Source organism: Desulfovibrio piger, assembly GCF_012843875.1.
Classification (GTDB): Bacteria; Desulfobacterota; Desulfovibrionia; order Desulfovibrionales; family Desulfovibrionaceae; genus Desulfovibrio.
The window spans coordinates 1-1,295 of the sequence record NZ_JABAFY010000109.1 but is presented as its reverse complement, the minus strand read 5'-3'; the positions used below and the strand labels follow the sequence as shown (position 1 = coordinate 1,295).

Below are 1,295 nucleotides of genomic sequence, written 5' to 3'. Positions count from 1 at the left end.
CGAAAATCTGTTTGTTTCATGGGACGAGATTACCACACCTTTTAAAATCAAAAAACATGCCGGACATCCTCTAAGTATAGGCCCCCTTGGGATGCCCCATGATCTCCAGCGCCAGATTGGCGATGACCTCGTTGGCATTCATGTTCGTGGACGTCCCCGCCCCGCCCTGGATGCAGTCCACAGGGAACTGGTCGAGCATGTTCCCGGCCAGGATACGGTCACAGGCGGCACAAATGGCGATGCCGATATCCCGGGGCAGTACCTGCAATTCCATATTGGCCAGGGCACAGGCTTTTTTGACGCAGGCCAGGGCCCAGATCATTTCCGGAAATTGGGAAAGCGGCGTTCCGGAGATATGGAAATTGTTCATGGCCCGCAAGGTCTGCACGCCATAGTAAACCGAATCATCTATGGTCAATTCACCCAGAAAATCATGCTCCAGCCGACTCATGGGACCTCCTGTGGCTATGCCGAAAAAGACAACGCCTGAACAGCGCGGATAACGGAACCCTGTTGCCAAGCGTACCGGGATGCCGGAGCAAAGTCCACTACTCCCCTGTCCGCAGCTCTTGCCAGCGGCGGCAACGCGCTGTAGGTTCGCCAGAGAAGATTCCCTCGAAGATACAGGAGATAGCAGCATGATATTCTTTTGCAGAAAGACTTCCACGGCCGACGGCAGGACGCGCTGGTCCGTGTGTGTACCGACCCTGATGGGCTTCACCACCATCGCCTGGTTCTACTCGGAAGATCTGGCGGACAATTTCATCCTTCATCTGGAAAGCAATGAAGAGGATCGCCGCCTGGCCAGCCTTGATGCCTGGCACGAATTCCAGTTCCGCCTGGACTTCATCTGGAGTGAAAAGCTCCAGCAGGACCGGGGTTTGCTGGAAAACCACTGGCAGGATATCCAGAAAGTTCTGGAAGCATACAATCGGCGCATCCATGAGCTGCTGCGCGATACGGCCAGTTATCACAGCGAAGCCTTCACGGCCATCTGGAACGAAAGCTTCCAGAAGCTGGGCGCCATCCCCGGCCTGGAAAAGCTGGCCCAGACCCTGCATCAGCAAAGCCGTGTCCTCCACAGCCTCAAGACGGAGATCGCGGCCCGTGTCCAGCAGGTCATGCCGGCAACGTCCCAGCGCCTGAACTGATCTCTCCTTTTACGCAAAAGGGCACACCTTGGGTGTGCCCTTTTTTCTTATGGGCTTTAGCCTGTTGAGAGCGCGTTTGGAAACTCATTTATCAATAATGAAACGTTTCAACAGTATGCTTGCCATGGCTATTTGAGTCATGGA

2 protein-coding genes are annotated in these 1,295 nt (G+C 54.8%); one reads left to right on the top strand and one right to left on the bottom strand.

Annotated elements, in window-relative coordinates; genetic code table 11:
• Positions 1-70 precede the first annotated feature (70 nt).
• Complete coding sequence (locus tag HF854_RS12345) at positions 71-451, bottom strand: lyase family protein (protein ID WP_240937762.1); 381 nt, start codon at positions 449-451, stop codon at positions 71-73.
• 187 nt (positions 452-638) lie between these two features.
• Here HF854_RS12345 and HF854_RS12340 point away from each other — a divergent pair, with 187 nt between their 5' ends.
• Entirely contained in the window at positions 639-1,151 is a 513-nt protein-coding gene (locus HF854_RS12340) for a hypothetical protein (protein WP_168936550.1), read from the top strand.
• The last annotated feature ends 144 nt before the right edge of the window (positions 1,152-1,295 follow it).